The sequence below is a fragment of the Shewanella sp. CAL98-MNA-CIBAN-0140 genome, from assembly GCF_040309905.1.
Taxonomy (GTDB): Bacteria; Pseudomonadota; Gammaproteobacteria; order Enterobacterales; family Shewanellaceae; genus Shewanella; species Shewanella psychromarinicola.
Map to the genome: position 1 here is coordinate 122,642 of NZ_JBEOPI010000003.1, position 17,593 is coordinate 140,234.

A 17,593-nucleotide genomic window follows, 5' to 3' on the forward strand; every position below is an offset into this window, starting at 1 on the left:
TAAACCCATACAAATCAACATTATAAATAGTGGCACGATTTAAGCATTATCTAGATAACTCATTAGGAAACTCACCGAGTTTCCTATCCGTACCACAATGGTTATCGAGGTGGCTTATGCGCACTCACATCAAAAACATTTCATGGTCAGTCAGAATAGTTGAATCAATTATCAGCTTGATATTACTACTCTTGGTCAGTCCGTTGTTATTATTAAAAGCTTGTTACTTGAAATATCAGCACGCTCAAGCGATTGAAGTGGTCTATTTACACAGCGGCAATGAAAAACCTATCGCGTTATTACAATTTATTCAGCCGCAATGGTCCTATTGGTTAGGCCTCATTAATGTGATTAAAGGTGAGCTTGGCTTTGTGGGTTGTCAATATCAATATGAGGTATTGGAATATCAAGACTATATAGTCCGTCCAGGTTTAATGTCCTTTAGCCAAATGCACTCAAGAATGGGTATTGCCTATGACAAGTTTACCATTGACCCGAAATTAAATGCCTCAGTGAGCCGCTATATATTAACAACCCTTCGTTGCTTAATAGGTTATACCTTGTCATCAAAGATGGTTTGCACTAGCCAGACCCATTTTACCTTACTCAAAGTGGCGATTAGTAACGTCACCATGAAACAAGCCATTGATAGCTTATTAACCAGTGGCCGAAGCCGTAACTGTGACGCTTTCGCATTCGTCAATACAGACTGCATGAATATTGCCCATACCAATATTGAGTATCGCCAAGTATTAAATCAAACCAAGCATGTTTTTGCTGACGGCAGTGGTTTGCGCTTAGCCTGTAAATACAACCACATTGTGCTTAAAGATAATGTTAATGGCACCGATATGTTTCCACGCTTATGTGAACAAGCAGCCAAAAATGGCACATCTATTTATTTGTTAGGTGCTAAACCTGGCGTAGCAGAAAAAGCCGCGGCGAACATGACAAAACGTTATCCCCAATTACGCATTGCTGGCATACAAGATGGCTATTTTAAAGCTCATCAAACTGAGGACATCATTAAGCATATTAATCAGTCTGATAGCGGAATTTTATTGGTCGCTATGGGGGCTCCTACTCAAGAGATGTGGATAGCTAATCATCAGCATCAGTTGAATGTGGGAGCAGCCGTTGGTGTCGGAGGGTTATTCGACTTTTATGCTGATGCGGTCACTCGTGCACCTTTGGCACTTCGTCAAATGGGAATGGAATGGACTTGGCGGTTAATGCAAGAGCCTAAGAGAATGTGGCGTCGATATATTATTGGCAACCCATTGTTTGTTCTGCGGGTATTAATTGATTTGATCGCGCAGCGATTACTAGCGCATAAGAGTGCAAACAAAGCCACATTGCAATTTGCATCAACGCCGTCTCAAAATGCAAATCCGTTGGTTGCGACATCGATAAACGTCAACCTTTTAGACGCTACCACACAGCGAAAATCATGGGGTAAACAACGATGGTTTTTCAGCAAAATAAAGTTAAACCAAATCAGCAAAAGGCTATTGGATATTAGTGCGTCGGCTAGCTTATTGCTGATGCTGTCTCCGCTTTTATTACTCACGGCTTGTGCGATACGACTTGAATCAAAAGGCAATGTATTTTTTAGCCAAACCCGTGCAGGACAAGACAATCAACCGTTTACCATGTTTAAGTTTCGTTCAATGTTTACCGATGCAGAAGCTAGATTGGCTAAATTAACTGCACAGAATGATATGCAAGGTGGGGTGCTGTTTAAGATGAAATCTGATCCTAGGATCACTCACATCGGCGCTTGGATCCGTAAGCTATCAATTGACGAATTACCACAACTTTGGAACGTCTTTAAAGGCGATATGTCATTAGTTGGCCCGCGTCCTGCATTACCCAGTGAAGTGAACCAATATCAGTTATCAGATAGACGAAGATTAATGGTTAAACCCGGTATTACCTGTATTTGGCAAGTATCTGGCCGATCTCACATTCCATTCGACAAACAGGTTGAACTTGATGTTGATTATATCTACCAACAATCACTGATAAAAGACATTAAGTTATTATTTAAGACCATTCCGGCAGTTATTTTCGCCCGGGGTGCATACTAGGAGTAAGGATATGCAAGCCATTATTTTTGCCAACCGTTCAGCGACCGAACTGGCACCATTGAATCGTCAATACTGTGCTGCGTTATTACCCGTGGCCAACAAAGCAATAATTGACTATACCCTTGAAGATCTTGCTCAAGCGGGTATTACCCGTGCGAAATTAGTCATCGCCAATAATGCTGCAGAAATTGAATCCCATGTTGCTAACGGTGCTAGATGGAATTTAACTATCGAATATTTTTTAAGCAAACCAGAAGAAGATATTGAATCAGTATTAAAACGGATGAAATTAGACCCTAATCAGTCTCTATTAGTCGTGAGGGGTGATATTGTTCGCACACCTTGTATTAGACGTTTTGTTGAATTTGCCAAGCAGGTTAAACAAGCATTTGTGCTAGCCTCAATGAGCGATCTAAACCCTGGACTATTAATGCTACCCGAAGGCCGCTTACATGGGCACAATTTAAATTGGCCATTAGCCGCTCCCCAAAAAGATAACGATAAAACCATTAATCAAGTCTTACACGGTATGGCTTTCCATCTAGACAGCATCGACAATTTTGTTGCCGCAAACCATTATATTATTAAACATGCCGACACCTTTGACTTAAAAGGCCGTAGAGTTGATTCCGCGCAAAAAAATAACCAACTTAGAATTGAACATCAAACACAGCACCCTAGTTTTGCAAACCAAAAAACTTACGGCAACATTGGAGCCAATACCTATTTAAATAATAAGGTAAAATGTCATGGTGCGATCGTGATCGGCCAGCATTGTTATATCGATAATAGCGAATTAAGCAATAGTATCGTATTACCCAATACATACATTGGTAATAACCTTAATGTTAGCAATCAAATTGTATCTCAAGATTACATTATCGATATTGCCAAAAACACTTGGGTTAAAGTCAACGATCCTAGTCTTGTTTCTACATGTCATCTCAAGGTAAAGAAATTAACCAAGGTGTCATTTATCACCCGATTAGTGGCGGCATTGTTAATTCTATTAACCCTACCGATTATGTTAATCAGTTTACTGGTAGCTTGTATTCAACGGCCTAAACATCCCATTAAACGGATTTGCGTCAGTAATAATCAGCAACAGCTTATCTCTTTGATTGAAATCGCCATCAACGCTCCGGTGCTGGCAAAGTTGCCACAATTGTGGCTCGTCGTTAAAGGTGAGCTATTGCTCTTTGGCGCAAGTTCTCTGGGTCACCAACATGCACGTTATGGTGTATTTGGTCCGGTACAAATCCTACTGAATGATACGACCCCACAGGAAGAAATAGAATTGGTTGAAATGGAGTTTCAACCATTAAGTCAACTAGGTTACCTGCGTCGATTATGGCAAATAACCCACTCAATCAATGCTCGTTAATTCATATATCAAGACTTGAGGTATTCCATGAAAACTATCATTACTTACGGCACGTTTGATTTATTTCATTTTGGACACGTGAGGTTGTTTAAACGCTTAAAAAAGCTTGGTGATAAGCTAATTGTGGGGGTATCCACCGACGAATTTAATGCGCTTAAAGGTAAGGCCGCGTTTTTCAATTTTCAACAACGACAAGAAATTGTCGCAGCCTGTAAATATGTTGATGAGGTGATAGCTGAAAACGATTGGCGCCAGAAAAGGAATGATATTATTCGGCTAAATGCTGACATCTTTGCTATTGGTGATGACTGGAAAGGTAAATTTGATGATTTATCTGATATCTGTAACGTATTTTATCTTGAACGCACGCAACAAATTTCAACGACAGAAATTAAGAATAATCTTGCCAACAGAGTGATTCCAGATCCAATAAATCATCCCGTTAGCGCTAATATTGCATAAGGAATTAACATGTTATTTAGCTATGTTAATCAATGTATTAGATTACTCATCACTCAAACGCTTTATTGTTTGTCAGGTTTGATACCGAAGCAACATAAAGCGGTCATGGGCTGCTATAAAAACAAGTTTGCAGATAATAGCAAATACTTGTTTCTCCATTGGCAAAGACAACAAACCATTACCGCGATTTGGATATCGGGTGATAAAGCACTCATTAAGCAGTTAACACAACAAGGCTATTTAGCTTATTATCGTTGGTCTTTAATGGGCGTTTTTCATGCATTAACGGCTAAATACTATATTTATAATAGTTATATTGGTGATATTAATCAGTACTTTGCTAAGGGTGCTATTAAAATTAATTTATGGCATGGTTCACCATTAAAACAAATCGAATTTGATATCAGTAATGGACCGTTACACTCGGTTTATCATCCATCGACATGGGCGCAAAAATTAAATGCTAAAGCCTTGTATCATCAACAGTACGTCAAACCCGATTTCATGCTTGCTGCCAGTGATACGGTGAAAGGGCTTTTTCGCACTGGCTTTAAAATGACAGACGAGCAGTTTCTCTGTTGTGGTAATCCTCGTACCGATTATCATCGTTATTATCAAATCAATAATCATCAAACACCATTTACTAATCAAGAGGTTAAACACGTTATTCTTTACGCGCCGTCATGGCGTGATTCAAGCTTAACCAATGACAATAATAACATTTATGCTGAGGCCATTAATTTTAAAGCCTTGTCAACACAATTGATCGATCAAAACCAAATACTATTACTGCGATTACATCCAAATGAAGCGCATTTTGCGGCTGAACTGGATCAATACCCTAATATCATCAATATTACCGAATGGGACGACATATACGGTATTATCAACAAAATAGATTTACTGATCACTGACTACTCATCGATTTACATTGATGCATTACAATACAAATGCGATATCGCTTTTTTTCCATTTGATAAGGCGCACTATCACAGCGAATGCAGAAGTGAATATTCTTATGTAGCGAAACTTCCTGCTGCTGGGCCCAGTGTTTATAACTTTGCCGAGTTGCAAAATATGCTCAAACACATGGCCACCAATGCTGAACCCTCATTAAATGTAGCCGACTCATCAAGACAAGCGTTTTGTAGTCCACAAACAAGACAAGTATTAACTAATACATTTTGGCAACATTCAACCAATGCATTAGATTGCTTAGATGAACTGGTAAAACAAGGTCAACACGAAGCAATAAAAAAGCCCGCATAAATGCAGGCTAAAGGATCATTTCAATGTCAGACTTACTTTTTACGCCATGTGGTGCCGCTTGGTCCGTCTTCTAAGATCACACCTAGTTGATTGAGGCGATCGCGGGCGACATCAGCTGCGGGCCAATCTTTTTCGGTGCGGGCGCGGTTACGCTCGACAATAAGCGCTTCAATTTCTGCCACTTCATCATCACTGCCCTCACCTTTAAAGAAAGCATCTGGTGTTTGGCTGATAATTCCCAGCACATCCGCTAATTGCTTCAAACGCACACCTAATGCAGAGGCGGCAGTCATATCGGTTATTTTAAGACGGTTAATTTCACGTACCATCTCAAATAAAACCGAATACGCTTCAGGCGTATTAAAGTCATCATCCATTGCCAACTTGAACTTGGCCACAAACGCTTCAGCAGGAGCTGCGTCGACGGTTAAGTCTAAGTCTTTAATCGCCGTGTATAAACGCTCTAATGCTGAACGAGCTTGCTTTAAATTATCTTCAGAATAATTTAACTGGCTGCGATAATGACCGGATAATAAAAAGTAACGTACCGTTTCAGGATCATAATGCTTAAGCACATCACGAATGGTAAAAAAGTTGTCTAATGATTTAGACATTTTTTCACGGTCAACCATCACCATTCCGGTGTGGATCCAATAATTTACATAAGGCGTATCGTGGGCACAGCAAGACTGAGCAATTTCATTTTCATGATGAGGAAACTGTAAATCAGAGCCGCCACCATGAATATCAAAATGTGAGCCCAAATGTTTACTGTTCATAGCTGAACATTCAATATGCCAACCAGGACGACCAGGTCCCCAAGGTGATTCCCATGTCGGCTCACCGGGTTTTGACATTTTCCATAACACAAAATCCATCGGATTATGTTTGGCATTATCAATTTCAACTCGAGCACCCGCTTGAAGTTGATCAAGGTTTTGACCTGACAACTGGCCATACTCAGGAAACGAGGCAACACTAAATAAGACATCGCCATTACTGGCGACATAGGCATGTTTTCGGTCCAGTAAACGCTCAACCATATCGATAATTTCTTCAATATGTAACGTTGCCCGAGGCTCAAAATCAGGTCGCATCATATTTAATGCGTCAAAATCTTTATGCATTTCGGCAATCAAGCGCTCAGTAAGTGACTCACAAGATTCATTGTTTTCAGCTGCCCGTTTGATGATTTTATCATCAACATCGGTAATATTACGCTGAAAATTCACCTCATAACCTAGGTAACGTAAATAACGTACTATCATGTCAAACGAAACAAAGGTACGCCCATGACCAATATGACATAAATCGTAAATGGTCACGCCACAGACGTACATTCCGATTTTACCTGGATTTATTGGTATAAATTCTTGTTTATCACGGCTAATACTATTGTAAATCTTTAACATCGAATGGTCTCTTTTACACTAATTTATAACGGGAAATATTAATTCAGATTCTACCATGATGTCACCTGTTTTGAACAATGCACTTTAAGCGGCACTTAAGATAAGTTAGAATCGCGCAAATCAATTTTTTCAAGTGAGATAACATGATTACTTTACATACCAATTTCGGCGATATTACTTTGCAACTAAATGCAGAAAAAGCGCCTATCACTGCCGCTAACTTTATGCAGTATGTTGAAGATGGCTTTTTTGACGGTACGATTTTCCACCGTGTTATTGACGGTTTTATGGTCCAAGGTGGTGGTTTCACTGAAGAGATGAGCCAAAAAAGTGTTAAAGCATCAATCAAAAACGAAGCTAACAATGGCTTATCTAACCGTAAAGGCACAGTTGCAATGGCGAGAACGTCTGATCCGCATTCAGCAACGGCACAATTTTTCTTTAACGTAAATGATAATACCTTCCTTGATTTTAAATCAGAAACCTCTCAAGGCTGGGGTTACTGTGTCTTTGGTGAAGTCGTTGAAGGCTTAGATATTATTGAAAAAATCAAGAATGTTGCAACCGGTAACAATGGCATGCATCAAGATGTGCCATTAGAAGCCATTGTGATCAAAAGCGTTAGCGTTAAAGCGTAATTGTGAAAAAAACAATCTTTGTGGGCGATTTGCACTTGAGTGTTGATCGCCCCGATATTACTCAAGCCTTTGTGTATTTTCTAAACCATGGTTTAGACAATACTGAAGCGCTTTATATCATCGGCGATCTATTCGAAGTGTGGATGGGTGATGATATTGCAGAACCCTTTAGTGTTGCCATCGCGGAGGCAATCAAAACGGTATCAGACACCCTACCAGTGTACTTTATTCATGGTAACCGTGATTTTATGGTTGGCAAACAATTTTGCCAACGCGCAGGTATGAAAATATTGCCTGAGGTGTATTGTATCAACTTGTACGGTGTTAACACCGTGATTTTGCATGGTGATAGCCTTTGTACACTTGATATTGCTTATCAGCGATTCAGACGCTTTCGAAGTTTTGGACTTGTTCGCTGGGTTTACGCCCACTTACCTAAAAAGACCCGCTTAAACATTGCCGCTAAAATTCGTCAAACAAGTGTGCAAGACAATCAGCACAAACACCACGAAATTATGGATGTTGAGCCAAGCGCGGTCACAGCACTACTAGCAAGTACTGGCTGCCAACGAATGATCCATGGTCATACACATCGGCCCGCGATTCATCAGCTCACAGCTCAAGAACAACGTGTGGTGGTCGGTGATTGGTATACTCAAGGCAGCGTGCTAAATGTCAGTGATAAAGGTTGTGAGTTAGTAACATTACCCTTTTCCGCAACAAACTAGGCTCACTTGAAGGTATCAGAATTGATATCAACTGTGAGTCTTGGTTTATATAGCGCCATTATTGATTATTGAGGCGGTATTCCACTGTGGAAACGAAACTCTGTATCTACTGACAAAATTAACTGCATTTCTTTTTCTCGAAAATAATTAATTCGTTCACTAATATCTTTACCTGCTACAACCTCAGCAAGAGCTAAATAATCCTGATAATGCCGAGCTTCTGAACGAAGTAATGAAGTGTAAAACTTAGCCAAGTCATCATCTAAGTGCGGCGCAAGCTTGGCAAATCGCTCACACGAACGTGCCTCAATAAACGCACCAATAATCAACTTATCAATCATGGTCTCAGGCTCATGAGTTCGGACATGAGAAATTAATTGTTTGGCATAACGGCCTGCGCGAATATTACGGTAGTCAATACCGCGTGCAGACATAATTTGCAGGACTTGTTCAAAATGATGAAACTCTTCTTTGGTAAGGCGCACCATTTTACTCATTAAGTCAGCACTATTGGTTAAGTCTTTGTTGGCGACTAATTCACTGGTGATATCATTTTTTTTACTATCACGAGCCAAAAATGCTTGCACATTACGGTCTGGTTGATAGATAAAATCCTCATAAGGTTTTGCCCAAGCCTTTAATAGATATGAACTACTTTTATCAATCGCATATTTGCGGATCATTAAAATAGCCGTTTGAGCAGCCTTAAGCTCGCAGTTGCAATGGTCGATCAACAGTGGCGTTAATTGTTCAGGTTGTTTTGCTTGTTCAAGCCAACTGTTTGGGGTCTCACAACCTAGAAAGTCATAAATAGGGACCAGTAATTGCTGCATAAGATGGATAATCCTTTCAAAAAAACTAAGGTTATTTTACCTATATAACGATCTTTTCTGAAGTCAAAAACGTAATACCACTTGACGAAAGTCTATTTATGTTTAATAAATAAGCTAAGCAGCTTATTTTAACGATTTTGTAACAGATGCAATCGATCACCTTAAATGATGACTCTACATTGGGATAGAGTCATAACTTAACAACATAGATGTTGGCAATGGAACCATCTCAGTGTGATGCCAACACAATAACGCCTGTTGATAAGTAGATGTGGACTGATTAAGGCGGTGGGTAAAGAGCTGTAGTCAGTTCGTCGTTGTTTGGCGAACTAGGTCAAAAAATGCTAAACAAGGATAACTATAATGGTATTGAATCACTTAATGGGACTGTACACTCATCCGAAACAAGAGTGGCAAAAAATTGAAAAAAATCATGAAGCGCTAAAAAGCAGTTTGAGCCATATACTGCTTATCGCACTTATCCCGGCAATTTGTGCTTATTTTGCAACGGCACACATTGGTTGGAATCCTGGCGTTGGAGAACCGTTATTTCTTACATCACAAAGCGCACTACTGATGTCAATTGCGATGTATTTTGGTTTAATTATTGGCGTTTTGGCGCTTGCTTATTTAGCCTTTTGGATGGGTAGGACGTTTGATGCAGATCCAACCTATACACAAGCTCTTGAATTAGCGTCCTATACTGCGACGCCCCTGTTTATGGTCGGTCTAGCCGCACTCTACCCTGTACTATGGTTCATTATGGTCATCGGACTAATTGGCTTATCCTATTCGGTTTATCTTCTGTATGCAGGTGTTCCTATTATTATGAATATCCCTGAAGAAAAAGGCTTTATTTACGCAAGCTCAGTAGTGACCGCTGGTCTGGTGTTATTAGTCGCACTGATGGCAAGTAGTGTGATTTTATGGAGTATTGGCTTAGGCCCAATGATGCAATAATTTATTGGTAACTTATATGAGTTATTGATTATTGATTGTTGATTGTTGATTGTTGATTGTTGATTATTGATTATTGATTATTGAAAAAATGATATAAAAAAGGCGCATTCAGCGCCTTTTTTTACTATTTACCTTGATTACGCAAAAGTATCTCGTAACGGTACGGTTAAGTTAAACACTAAATGTTCAGCGCTAGAATCTTTACTGTCAGCACAGAAATAACCTTCACGTTCAAACTGGTAGGTTTTTTCAGCCGATGCATTGACCAAACTAGGTTCAACCAGTCCCTTGACCACAGTGAGTGAATTGGGGTTAAGGACTTCATCGACCGTTTCAAAAGCCGCAGGATTTACATTGGTAAATAGACGTTCATACAAACGAAACTCAGCAGGTTTCGCTGTTGATGCCTCAACCCAATGAATAACCCCTTTTACTTTACGACCGTCAGCAGGATTTTTGCCTAAAGTATCTGCATCATAGGTACAATAAACCGTTGTGATATTACCATCAGCGTCTTTATCACACCGATCTGCTTTGATAATATAAGCATTACGTAAACGGACTTCTTTACCTAAAACCAGTCGTTTAAAATGCTTATTTGCCTCTTCTTTAAAATCTGCGACGTCAATAAATAGCTCACGCCCAAATGTCAGCTCACGAGTTCCCATGGTTTCATTGTTTGGATGAGCAGCAGCAATAATGGTTTCGGTTTCAGTATTCGAATAGTTTTCAATGACGACTTTTATCGGTCTTAACACTGCCATTGCTCGAGGAGCATGCTCATTAAGCTCTTCACGGATACAAGCATCTAACATGCCTACTTCAACCAAATTATCTTGCTTGGTGACGCCAATACGTGAGCAAAACTCACGAATAGATGCAGCCGTATAACCACGACGACGCAAGCCCGCAATCGTTGGCATTCTTGGGTCATCCCAACCGGTGACGAGTTTACGTACGACTAGATCATTCAACTTACGCTTAGACATCAGAGTATATTCAAGATTCAAACGCGAAAACTCATACTGACGCGTACGATCCGGGATTTTAAAATCGTCTAAATGATCCAATACCCAATCGTATAAACGACGATTATCTTGAAACTCTAACGTACAAATTGAATGAGTAATATTTTCAATCGCATCTGAAACACAATGGGTAAAATCGTACATAGGATAAATGCACCATTTATCCCCCGTTTGATGATGATGGGCAAAACGTATACGGTAAATAATAGGATCACGCATACACATAAAAGGCGATGCCATATCGATTTTGGCGCGCAGTGCACATTCGCCTTCTTTGAATTCACCTTTACGCATTTTTTCAAACAGCGTGAGGTTTTCTTCAATACTGGTATCACGATAAGGACTGTTTTTACCCGGTTCTTTTAATGAACCCCGGTATTCTCTTGTTTGCTCACCATTTAAAAAACAAACGTAAGCAAGCCCTTTAGTAATTAACTCAACAGCATACTGGTGTAACTGCTCAAAATAATTCGATGAATAACGGATATCGCCAGACCATTCAAAGCCCAACCAGCGCACGTCTTCCTGAATAGAATTAACATAATTGATGTCTTCTTTTTCAGGATTTGTATCATCAAAACGTAAGTTACACTGACCTTGATAATCTTTGGCAATACCAAAATTTAAGCAAATAGATTTAGCATGGCCAATATGTAAATACCCGTTAGGCTCTGGTGGGAAACGAGTATGTACTTGGCTATGCTTACCGCTTTTTAGGTCTTCGTCTATGATATTACGAATGAAGTTACTTGGACGTACTTCGGTGTCCACATGACTCATGGAATTCCTCTTGGCGCACAATGGCAATATGAATAAAAATAGATGATCCTACAGAACTTAAGTAGTTACAACTACTAGGATCGAAAAAGTTAACCTTATAAAGCAAATAAACCCAGCAAAGCTGGGTTTATGGTTTAAATCAAACAGGATTAAGGTTAACTATTCCGTGATAATGCGTATTCCAGGAATAATTTGTTGGGCTTTTCTGCCTTTTTTATTTAACCAGAGATAAAACCCAATCAATGCCACAACAAAGAAACCGATCCAACTGGCAGACTGCAACGGATGTTGAGTAAAGGTCGCGCCTTGGTAAACCACGGTCGCCGAACCATAGGCGAGTGAAAACGTCCAAATTGCAGCAAAACGAGCCCATTTAGCACCAAACTCATGAACCAAGGCCCCCATAGCGGCCACACAAGGCGTATAAAGCAAGATGAATAACAAGTATGAAAATGCCGCTATCTGACTTTTAAAGCCTGTTTGAAGCGCACTGAATGTGGAGGAATCAACAGACAATGCCATCGCAGCTTCATCTAAATCAGTAATACCCGCTATTGCAATTGATAATGGGTCACCTGGCTCTATGCCTAATAAATTTGCCGGAACGGTGGCTAAGCCTATTTTGACGCTATCCCAAATAGACACAAGTTCTACGTCATCACCATCGACGGTGCTGTATAAACTATTTAACGTCCCAACGACAGCTTCTTTAGCAAAAATGCCGGTAATAATACCCACTGTTGCCGCCCAGTTATCTTGCTCAATCCCCATTGGACTAAAAAAGGGTGTGATTTGTTGACTCGCAGCACTGAGTAATGATTCTTTACTATCTTCATGCCCAAAAGAGCCATCAGTACCAATAGCATTAACAAAGTTAAGCAGCGTCACCACAATAATGATGGTTTTACCCGCGCCCATAATAAAGCTTTTAGTTCGCTTAGTTGTGCGAGAGAACACCGCTTTAGATTTAGGCATTTCGTAACTTGGTAGCTCCATAACAACGGCACTGCTTGTACCTGGCAATACCGTTTTACGCAGTAATAAACCAGTACCAATCGCAGCAAAAATACCAATGATGTAAAGTAAAAACACCAAGTTTTGACCCGACTGTGGAAAGAATGCGGCAGCGAATAACGCATAAACAGGCAAGCGAGCACTACAAGACATAAACGGTGCCATCATACCTGTCACGATCCGCTCACGCTCACTGCCTAAGGTTCTCGTTGCCATAATGGCAGGAACGGAACAGCCAAAACCAACAATCATCGGCACAAAGGCTTTGCCCGGCAAACCAATACGGCGCATTAAACCATCAACGACAAAAGCTGCACGAGCCATGTAACCAGAGCCTTCAAGTACCGAGAGGGCTAAAAATAACGCTGCAATAACCGGTATAAACGTCGCGACCGTTTGAATACCTTGGCCAACACCGCCAGCTAAAATCGTCACTAGCCAATCAGGTGAGCCCATTGACGACAGCAAAGCCCCAAAATGATCAACAAAAATGGCACCCGCGGTAATATCAAACAAGTCAATAAATGCATTACCCACGTTAATACTGAATAAAAACATCAGATACATAACAAACAAGAAGATTGGGATGCCCAAAACGGGGTGCAACACCACCTTGTCGAGTCTATCAGTGGCACTAACGTGTGTACCTTGACTGACTGAAGCTTCAAACACCTGTTGCACAAAATCGTAACGTGTCGTCGCGATCATAATATCAATATCTTCACCAGCTTGCTCTACCCGCTGGGTACATTGTTGTACCGTGTCGTGTAATTGCGTTTCACTGGTACCACAGCCATTTCCATGACTGTTGGCTAAAATAGCAAGGGCTTGTCCGCGGCTTAACTCAACAAGACCTTGGCTGTCATTTTGCTTCTGTAAAGCTGTGACACTTGCCTCGATATCAGCATGGTACTGCAATAATAACGATGATGTTGTGTCGCCTTTTTTCAATAATGCCAATAATTCAGTCTGTAGATGTTCAACATCGGCTTGCTTACGTGAGCAAATTGCGACGACTGGACAACCAAGTCGTGCCGACATGTCATCTGCATTAATATTGATCCCCAGCTTTTTAGCTGCGTCAATTTTGTTAATGACAACAATAACCGGAATACCTAACTCACGTAATTGGGTGGTTAAATACAGATGACGCTCAACGTTTGTGGCATCAACTAAGTTGATAATGGCGTCCACTTGTTGATTTGAAAGATAGGCCTGGGCGATTTGTTCATCTAATGAACAATCGCAGCTATTACCTGCGGGTAATAAATCATATATGCCCGGTAAATCGGTAAGAAAAACATCAGTACCAGAGTAACTAAGCTTACCGGTTTTCTTTTCTACGGTTACACCCGACCAATTGCCAACCTGCTGGCTTGCACCTGTAAGTGCATTAAAAAGAGTCGATTTACCTGCATTGGGGTTACCCACGGTGACACAGTGAAATTGTTTAGTCATTTTTTAGAACTACCTCGATAATATCGGCTAAATCACAACGCATACATAATTTACTGCCACGTAAATCTAACTCAACACCCGAGCCCATAGGGGCTCGACGTATAAAATGAAAACGAGTGTTGGGTGTAATGCCCATAGATAACAATTTACGTTTGACAGTTTGCGGTAACGTTAATTGACCGATTTCAGAGATAATCGCCTGATCACCAGGCTTAAGTTCACTCAGCTTCATGTAACACTACCTTCAACTACATTAATAACGTTAAAATTTTATATGAACTGAAACAGTTAAACTCAAATCTAGATCAAAGTTTCACTTGTTAACGAGAATTGTTTTCAGTTGTATTACGCATTATGTGACAAATGCCCGTTAGAATATAGTACAACGAAGATTTTATTTTAACTTGCAAGCCAGAATGAGAAAAAAGGGCTACTCTCTTTGTGCTGTTAGTAATCCCATGCAGCAGTCATCTGACCATATTCCATCAATGCAGCTATTCTGTCTTAATGTTCCCTCAAGAATAAAACCAACCTTCTCTAGTACCTTACGTGATGCGGTATTTTCTTGAGCACAAATACCAATGTATTTATGCATACTAAATTGTAACGCCCCCCAATCCGTTAAGGCTTGCAGGCTTTCACTTGCAAACCCTAAACCTTGCTGTTCTGGTGCTACAAGGTAGCCTACTTCGGCGCGTCTTAATTCTGCATCGTCGCATCTAAAACCAATAAGCCCCACAAATTCATTGGTGTCGATCCGTTCAATAACGAGAGATAACCAGTCTCCAGATCCAAATTGCCATATCGCTTTGCGCTGCTCAAATTTAGCAACAATTTCCGATTCAGATTCAATACTTCGGATATGTTGATTGATACCCTTATCACGATGTAAGCGTAGAAAATGCTCCCAATCTTTACTTTGTAAATGTCGCAATTTCAAGCGCTCACTATAAAGATTTATTTGCATACATCCTCTCTTAGTTCATTAATAAAAATGGCAGCCTAGGCTGCCATTCGATATCACATAATCACTACGCGCTAGCTGCGGCTAGTGACTTCAAGTAAATGAAAACCAAATTGAGTTTTTACCGGACCTTGAACCGTATTTAATGGCGCGCTAAACACCACTTCATCAAATTCTTTAACCATCATTCCAGGACCAAAAGAACCTAAATCACCACCTTGCGCCCCAGATGGACAAGAAGAGTTTGCCTTAGCAATCTCGGCAAAGTCTGCACCAGCTTCGATCTGTTGCTTGAGTGATTCGCATTGATCTTGGGTGCTTACGAGTAGGTGTCTAGCCGTTGCTTGTACCATAATATCGCTCCTAAAAATGTAATATTAAATAAAAATAACACTAACATAACGACAAGGTGATGACATAATTAAGTCACCACACCTGTTCGTCATTTATTTTGCTGATTCAGCTTTAATCCAATCGGCAATTTTGTTTTCCATCACGGCCATCGGTAATGATCCTGATGTTAACAATTGGTCATGAAAACCTTTAAGATCAAATTTGTCACCAAGGGCTTTTTCTGCATCGGCACGTAATCTTAAAATAGTCAGTTGGCCCACTTTATATGACAAAGCTTGACCAGGAATAGCCATGTAACGCTCCACTTCAGCAATGATATCCGACTCCGCCATAGGCGAATTGTCCTTCATATATTGAATTGCTTGCTCACGACTCCAACCTTTTGCATGAAGCCCCGTATCAACCACTAATCGCATTGCCCGCAACATTTCATCTGATAACTTACCAAAGTACTGATATGGATCGCTAAATACGCCCATCTCAACACCTAAGTATTCTGCATACAGTGCCCAGCCTTCTTCAAATGCGGTATAACCCTGGAAACGTTGAAATTGTGGAACGTCAGTTAACTCTTGCTTAATCGAAATCTGAAAATGATGACCAGGTGCTGCTTCATGCAAAGAAAGGGTTGTCATACCCCATTTAGGTTGTGCTTTTAAGTTGTAGGTATTGATATAAAAAGTACCCGGGCGAGAACCATCCACTGCAGGTGATTCATACGATGCACCAGCGGCAGATTTTTCGCGGAAACTTTCCACAGGTTTTACAATATAATCCGCTTTGGGCATCACATTGAAATACTCTGGTAAAACCTGATTAATATGATCTTTAATCGTCATATAACCATCAATAAGATCTTGTTTGTCACTAAAAAAATACTTTGATTCTGACGATAAAGAAGCAAAAAAAGCGCTTAAATCGCCTTTAAAACCAACTTGCTCTCTTACCGTGTCCATTTCAGTTAAAATACGAGCCACTTCAGACAAACCAATTTGGTGGATCTCATCCACGGATAGGGTTGTTGTGGTGTGGCTATTGGCTAAATGTTGATACCAGTCTTTACCATTTGGCAATCCCCACCAACCATCTGAAGCACGAGAGTTCGGCAAATAGACATTCTTCACATAGTCACGTAACTGAGTCAATGCAGGTAATAACTCAGTATTGATAAGTTGTGTATATTCGATAGTTAATGCTGATTTTTGTGCGTTTGTAAAATCGTCAGGTAGCAAGGTTATTGGCGAATAAAAAAAGCTACTTTCTGCATCTGCAACAAGTTGGGCATCTAACTGAGGAATAATGCGTTCGACAAGCACTCGAGGTAATACCACTTTACTGGCAATACCTTCATCCATCCGCTGCTGTGCAAGCTTAGTCCAGTTAATAAAACCCCGTAATCGTAATAACCAATTCTGGTAATCTTTAACAGTCTTAAATGGTTGAGCACTCTCACCGCTTCCCAGCTGCACCATGGTAAATACTGTGCTAGAAAACTGATTAATAGGTAAGAAATACTCTGGATAGGTTTCGCCTATAAGCGCCATGTTACGATCATAAATGAACATGTCGTAACTCAATTTAAGTGAAGCAGGAAGCTTCTCAACATCAATGGTTTTAGCTTGGCTAAAGTAATGACTATTCAAGTCATGACGGGCCGCTAAGTACTCTTCAGTTAATGCACCACCAAATTGGTCATTATAATCGTTAACCCCAACAAAGGTGGCATAAATGGGTTCAAGCTTTAACTGAGCATTAAAAAAATCATCAACCATCGCTAAATACTGCTCTGAAGCAGATTGAGGCATAACGGCGGCGCTAGACTCTGAGGTCTTTTCAGACGTAGAAGAAACCGTCGAGCCTTCTGAACAACCTTGAGTGGCCAATAGTAAGGACACCGTTAACGCCAACAATGTTTTATTCATTATTATTATTCCTTAACACAAATTAACTCACGCCTTGTTACCCTAATAGAGTCAAAGGCTTAATATTAGTGGTCTGATTTATCCCATTGCAGCGATTCAATCTAAATGAAAAAGTCTTAAAATCGACAAGTTACAACCATTGTATCTTTGGCTAGCTTTACAAGAAACAAAACTTCAACAAAAAACACACAAACTAACAATTAATAGTACCCTAACGTCGCTCGGTAGATTTCACGCTGTAATATTCAACCTATTCACACAATAAAATAAGCGGGCCAAAAAAATGACTCTATTATT

At 40.2% G+C, this 17,593-nt stretch carries 15 protein-coding genes; 7 read left to right on the plus strand and 8 right to left on the minus strand.

Annotated elements, in window-relative coordinates; translation table 11 throughout:
• The first annotated feature begins 116 nt into the window (after positions 1-116).
• From AAEY93_RS02745 to AAEY93_RS02760, 4 genes are read left to right on the plus strand one after another with little or no spacing between them, the layout of a single operon-like run.
• The gene (locus tag AAEY93_RS02745; protein WP_351074828.1) at positions 117-2,090 is read left to right on the plus strand and encodes a WecB/TagA/CpsF family glycosyltransferase; all 1,974 of its coding nucleotides are present in this window, start codon (positions 117-119) and stop codon (positions 2,088-2,090) included.
• A gap of 10 nt (positions 2,091-2,100) precedes the next feature.
• The gene (locus AAEY93_RS02750; protein WP_351074830.1) at positions 2,101-3,474 is read left to right on the plus strand and encodes a nucleotidyltransferase family protein; all 1,374 of its coding nucleotides are present in this window, start codon (positions 2,101-2,103) and stop codon (positions 3,472-3,474) included.
• 27 nt (positions 3,475-3,501) lie between these two features.
• A complete protein-coding gene (locus AAEY93_RS02755; RefSeq protein WP_101030308.1) occupies positions 3,502-3,936 on the plus strand; it encodes an FAD synthase family protein in 435 nt (144 codons plus the stop codon).
• Between the two features lie 9 nt (positions 3,937-3,945).
• Entirely contained in the window at positions 3,946-5,205 is a 1,260-nt protein-coding gene (locus tag AAEY93_RS02760; protein ID WP_351074832.1) for a CDP-glycerol glycerophosphotransferase family protein, read from the plus strand.
• Positions 5,206-5,237: 32 nt separating this feature from the next.
• Here AAEY93_RS02760 and cysS read toward each other — a convergent pair whose 3' ends face one another.
• Positions 5,238-6,617, minus strand: a complete 1,380-nt coding sequence (gene cysS, locus AAEY93_RS02765) for a cysteine--tRNA ligase (RefSeq protein ID WP_351074834.1) — start codon at positions 6,615-6,617, stop codon at positions 5,238-5,240.
• A gap of 143 nt (positions 6,618-6,760) precedes the next feature.
• On the opposite strand from cysS, the gene AAEY93_RS02770 reads away from it, so the two are divergent.
• On the plus strand, positions 6,761-7,255 hold the full coding sequence (locus AAEY93_RS02770; RefSeq protein ID WP_101030305.1) for a peptidylprolyl isomerase: 495 nt from the start codon (positions 6,761-6,763) through the stop codon (positions 7,253-7,255).
• Positions 7,256-7,257: 2 nt separating this feature from the next.
• The gene (locus AAEY93_RS02775) at positions 7,258-7,983 is read left to right on the plus strand and encodes a UDP-2,3-diacylglucosamine diphosphatase (protein ID WP_101030304.1); all 726 of its coding nucleotides are present in this window, start codon (positions 7,258-7,260) and stop codon (positions 7,981-7,983) included.
• Positions 7,984-8,048: 65 nt separating this feature from the next.
• Here AAEY93_RS02775 and miaE read toward each other — a convergent pair whose 3' ends face one another.
• On the minus strand, positions 8,049-8,816 hold the full coding sequence (gene miaE / locus AAEY93_RS02780; protein WP_351074837.1) for a tRNA isopentenyl-2-thiomethyl-A-37 hydroxylase MiaE: 768 nt from the start codon (positions 8,814-8,816) through the stop codon (positions 8,049-8,051).
• 363 nt (positions 8,817-9,179) lie between these two features.
• On the opposite strand from miaE, the gene AAEY93_RS02785 reads away from it, so the two are divergent.
• On the plus strand, positions 9,180-9,776 hold the full coding sequence (locus tag AAEY93_RS02785) for a Yip1 family protein (RefSeq protein ID WP_101030302.1): 597 nt from the start codon (positions 9,180-9,182) through the stop codon (positions 9,774-9,776).
• A 137-nt stretch (positions 9,777-9,913) separates the two neighbouring features.
• On the opposite strand, the gene glnS is transcribed toward AAEY93_RS02785, so the two are convergent.
• From glnS to AAEY93_RS02815, 6 genes are all read right to left on the minus strand, one after another.
• Positions 9,914-11,584 carry a glutamine--tRNA ligase gene (gene glnS, locus AAEY93_RS02790; protein ID WP_351074839.1) on the minus strand — a complete coding sequence of 557 codons (1,671 nt, stop codon included), beginning with the start codon at positions 11,582-11,584 and terminating at the stop codon, positions 9,914-9,916.
• A gap of 159 nt (positions 11,585-11,743) precedes the next feature.
• On the minus strand, positions 11,744-14,056 hold the full coding sequence (feoB, locus tag AAEY93_RS02795; RefSeq protein WP_124013396.1) for a Fe(2+) transporter permease subunit FeoB: 2,313 nt from the start codon (positions 14,054-14,056) through the stop codon (positions 11,744-11,746).
• The gene (locus AAEY93_RS02800; protein ID WP_011638067.1) at positions 14,049-14,288 is read right to left on the minus strand and encodes a FeoA family protein; all 240 of its coding nucleotides are present in this window, start codon (positions 14,286-14,288) and stop codon (positions 14,049-14,051) included. The genes feoB and AAEY93_RS02800 overlap by 8 nt, the downstream gene beginning before the upstream one ends.
• A gap of 198 nt (positions 14,289-14,486) precedes the next feature.
• Positions 14,487-15,023, minus strand: a complete 537-nt coding sequence (locus tag AAEY93_RS02805) for a GNAT family N-acetyltransferase (RefSeq protein ID WP_101030299.1) — start codon at positions 15,021-15,023, stop codon at positions 14,487-14,489.
• Between the two features lie 71 nt (positions 15,024-15,094).
• Positions 15,095-15,373, minus strand: a complete 279-nt coding sequence (locus AAEY93_RS02810; RefSeq protein ID WP_101030298.1) for a peptidylprolyl isomerase — start codon at positions 15,371-15,373, stop codon at positions 15,095-15,097.
• A gap of 93 nt (positions 15,374-15,466) precedes the next feature.
• Positions 15,467-17,296: a DUF885 domain-containing protein gene (locus AAEY93_RS02815; RefSeq protein ID WP_351074843.1), complete on the minus strand. Its 1,830-nt coding sequence runs from the start codon at positions 17,294-17,296 to the stop codon at positions 15,467-15,469.
• Positions 17,297-17,593: the final 297 nt, after the last annotated feature.

What these genes read in the sequence shown, in the direction of transcription:
- AAEY93_RS02745 (WP_351074828.1), top strand. Translation starts at nt 117, where the DNA reads ATGCGCACTCACATCAAAAACATTTCATGGTCAGTCAGAATAGTTGAA.
- AAEY93_RS02750 (WP_351074830.1), top strand. Translation starts at nt 2,101, where the DNA reads ATGCAAGCCATTATTTTTGCCAACCGTTCAGCGACCGAACTGGCACCA.
- AAEY93_RS02755 (WP_101030308.1), top strand. Translation starts at nt 3,502, where the DNA reads ATGAAAACTATCATTACTTACGGCACGTTTGATTTATTTCATTTTGGA.
- AAEY93_RS02760 (WP_351074832.1), top strand. Translation starts at nt 3,946, where the DNA reads ATGTTATTTAGCTATGTTAATCAATGTATTAGATTACTCATCACTCAA.
- cysS (WP_351074834.1), bottom strand. Translation starts at nt 6,617, where the DNA reads ATGTTAAAGATTTACAATAGTATTAGCCGTGATAAACAAGAATTTATA.
- AAEY93_RS02770 (WP_101030305.1), top strand. Translation starts at nt 6,761, where the DNA reads ATGATTACTTTACATACCAATTTCGGCGATATTACTTTGCAACTAAAT.
- miaE (WP_351074837.1), bottom strand. Translation starts at nt 8,816, where the DNA reads ATGCAGCAATTACTGGTCCCTATTTATGACTTTCTAGGTTGTGAGACC.
- AAEY93_RS02785 (WP_101030302.1), top strand. Translation starts at nt 9,180, where the DNA reads ATGGTATTGAATCACTTAATGGGACTGTACACTCATCCGAAACAAGAG.
- glnS (WP_351074839.1), bottom strand. Translation starts at nt 11,584, where the DNA reads ATGAGTCATGTGGACACCGAAGTACGTCCAAGTAACTTCATTCGTAAT.
- feoB (WP_124013396.1), bottom strand. Translation starts at nt 14,056, where the DNA reads ATGACTAAACAATTTCACTGTGTCACCGTGGGTAACCCCAATGCAGGT.
- AAEY93_RS02800 (WP_011638067.1), bottom strand. Translation starts at nt 14,288, where the DNA reads ATGAAGCTGAGTGAACTTAAGCCTGGTGATCAGGCGATTATCTCTGAA.
- AAEY93_RS02805 (WP_101030299.1), bottom strand. Translation starts at nt 15,023, where the DNA reads ATGCAAATAAATCTTTATAGTGAGCGCTTGAAATTGCGACATTTACAA.
- AAEY93_RS02810 (WP_101030298.1), bottom strand. Translation starts at nt 15,373, where the DNA reads ATGGTACAAGCAACGGCTAGACACCTACTCGTAAGCACCCAAGATCAA.
- AAEY93_RS02815 (WP_351074843.1), bottom strand. Translation starts at nt 17,296, where the DNA reads ATGAATAAAACATTGTTGGCGTTAACGGTGTCCTTACTATTGGCCACT.